The organism is Micromonospora sp. URMC 106 (assembly GCF_051386395.1).
Lineage (GTDB): Bacteria > Actinomycetota > Actinomycetes > Mycobacteriales > Micromonosporaceae > Micromonospora.
Map to the genome: position 1 here is coordinate 1 of NZ_JBPQTP010000215.1, position 2,688 is coordinate 2,688.

The 2,688-nt window shown below is 73.3% G+C and carries 2 protein-coding genes; one reads left to right on the plus strand and one right to left on the minus strand.

Annotated elements, in window-relative coordinates; genetic code table 11:
• Positions 1-271 precede the first annotated feature (271 nt).
• Positions 272-2,107 (plus strand): hypothetical protein, encoded by a 1,836-nt coding sequence (locus ACSNOB_RS31725; protein WP_436691099.1) that lies wholly within the window; start codon positions 272-274, stop codon positions 2,105-2,107.
• Positions 2,108-2,222: 115 nt separating this feature from the next.
• On the opposite strand, the gene ACSNOB_RS31730 is transcribed toward ACSNOB_RS31725, so the two are convergent.
• Positions 2,223-2,688: DUF1697 domain-containing protein (locus ACSNOB_RS31730; protein WP_436691101.1), on the minus strand; the 466-nt coding region annotated here is incomplete at its 5' end.

Here is a 2,688-nt window from a genome sequence, read left to right on the forward strand (position 1 = left end):
CCCCCCCCCCCCCCCCCCCCCCCCCCCCCTCCGCTCCGGGCGGGCCGTTGACGGCAGTGCCGCCCGGCCCTAGGGTTCCCGATTAACGGTCCGGGCCGTAAATGCGGTAGCTGTGGCCCGGCTCAACGCGACCCCTCCGGAAGGACGGATCATGTCGGGAAGTCTCTCGCGGCGGGCAGTGCTCGCCGGACTGGGCGCGGTAACGGCAGGAGCCGTATTCCCTCGGGCGGCCCTTGCCGCACCCGACGGCGAACTCGGCGAACCGCTCGGCGTGGCCGTCACCGACCTCGGCCCGGCCTCCCGGGTGCTCAACTTCGGCAACGGCGTCCGGGTCGGCGACGAGATCTGGTTCGCCACGCGGCAGATCCTGCCCACCCGGGTCGCCGCGTACGACCTGACCCAGCGCCGGATCACCAAGACCGCGCTCATCCCCGGCGTGCCCGGCATCTGGGGCATCGACGCGGTCGGCACCGACCTCTTCGTCTCCTCGTACTCCCCGGGCCTGCTGTTCAGGGTGGACACCACCAGCCTGGAGGTGACCCGGGTGCTCGACCTGAAGCAGGAGGTCGGCTGGACCGTCAAGGCGTCCCCCGACGGCAGGGTCTTCGTCGGCACGTACCCCTCCGCGCAGCTCTGGGAGTACGACCCGGCGACCGGCCGGGCCACCGACCACGGCCGGATGGACCCCGACGACACCTACGTGCGCGACCTGGCCGCCACCGACACCACCGTCTACTGCGGCATCGGGTCCCGGGCCGGGCTGGTCGCCTACGACCGGGCCACCGGCACCCGCACCGACATCCTCCCCGCCGCGCTGCGCGACCGCACCTTCGGCGCCGTCTGCCACCTCGCCGGCGACCACCTCGTCGTCGGCATCTCGCCCACGGCCGAGATCCTCGTCGTCGACACCCGCGACCACAGCCGCCACCAGATCCTCACCACCCCGAACGACTCGTTCGTCGTCGGCATCACCAGCCGCGGCGACGAGATCTTCTACACCACGCGGCCGAGCGGGTCGCTCTACCGGTTCCGGCTCGGCGACACCGCGCCCACCCTGGTCGGCGTGCCGGTCGCGGAGGCGTCGAACGTCCGGCTCGGCTTCCTCGACGACGGCCGGCTCTGGGCCGTGCAGAGCGCGGGCGGCATCTTCTACGACCTGGAGAGCCGCACCACCGAGGCGCTGGACATGAGCTCACCCGACCTCGCCCCCACCCCGGAACGGCCGATGTCGCTGTGCCACGCGGGGGACCGGATCGTGGTCGGCGGCACCCTCGGCGTGCAGGTCGTCTCCACCGAGGCCACCCCGGCCTTCGACACCTTCCGGGTGCCGTTCGGCGGCGAGGCGAAGGACATGGAGGCGTACCAGGGCGTGGTGCACATGGGCGTCTACACCCTGGCGCGCTACCTCACCCTGCCCGCCGACGCTCGGGTGGCCACCGAGGTCGCCCGGGTCGACGCCGACCAGGAACAGACCCGCCCGACGTCGCTGACCGTCGACCGGCGCCGCGGCCTGGTGCTGATGTCCACCGAGCCGGACTACGGCCGCTGGGAGGGCGCGCTCAACATCTACGACGGGCAACGGTTCCGTAGCTGGCGGGGTGTCCTGCCGGACCAGACCGTGCAGTCGCTCTGCCCCGACCCGCACGGCGTCTTCCTCGGCGGCAGCGTCCGCAACGGCTACGGCACCACCCCGACGACCACCCGGGCCAGGCTCGGCTACTTCGACTACCGCACCGAGCGCCTGGCCTGGCTCGTCGAGCCCACCACGGGCGGCGTGATCGTGGACCTGAAGCTGATCGGCCAGGTGCTGGTCGGCGTCACCAGCGACGGCGAGCTCTTCGCGGTGGACCCGCGTACCCGCGAGGTGCTCTGGCGCATCGACGTCGGCGCGGCCGGCGGCAAGCTGGCCGTGATCGACGACCGGCTCTTCGGCGTCGACGGCAAGCGCCTCTGGACCGTCCGGGTGGGCCGCCGCCAGCCGGCCCCGACGATCCTGGCGGACGGACTGAACCAGTCCTGGTTCGGCGCCCCCGAGGTGGTCACGGACGGCGCGCGCACCCTCTTCACCACCCGGGGCACCAACCTGATCCGGGTCGACCTGAGCTGACCGGGCACCGGAACGCGGTCGGGACGCGCCACGGACAGGGGGTGGCGCGTCCCGACCGTACCGCCGTGGCGCGCCCATGGGCTGACCGGCGCCGACACCACGCCGCCGCGCCCGCTCAGGACGCCGCCTGCTCCGCGAGGGCGCGCACCGACCGCCAGTTGCGGGTGGTCGCCACCACGCCGAGCTGCTTCTCCAGGTAGTTGTTGGTGAACTTCGACCGGCCGTAGCCACCGTCCGGGTAGTGCAGGTAGACCTCGCGGCCGGTGACCGTGAACGCGACGTTCTCGCCGCCGGGCACGGTCAGGGCGGTCACGGCGGACTTCTCGGGCACCGCCGCGAGGAAGGCCACCAGCAGCCGCGTCGGGTCGTCCTCCCGGTCGGCGTACGGGTTGCCGCCGGCCACCGCCGCCAGCTCCCGGCCGCTGCGCACGAGCACCGGCACGCTCAGCCCCAGCTCGTCGGCGATCGCCCGCTCGATGCCCCGCGCCAGCGCCTCGGCGTCGCGCACCGTGCTGCCGAAGACCACGTTCCCGCTCTGCAGGTACGTCTTCACGTCGTCGTGCCCGAGGCCGGCGACCAGG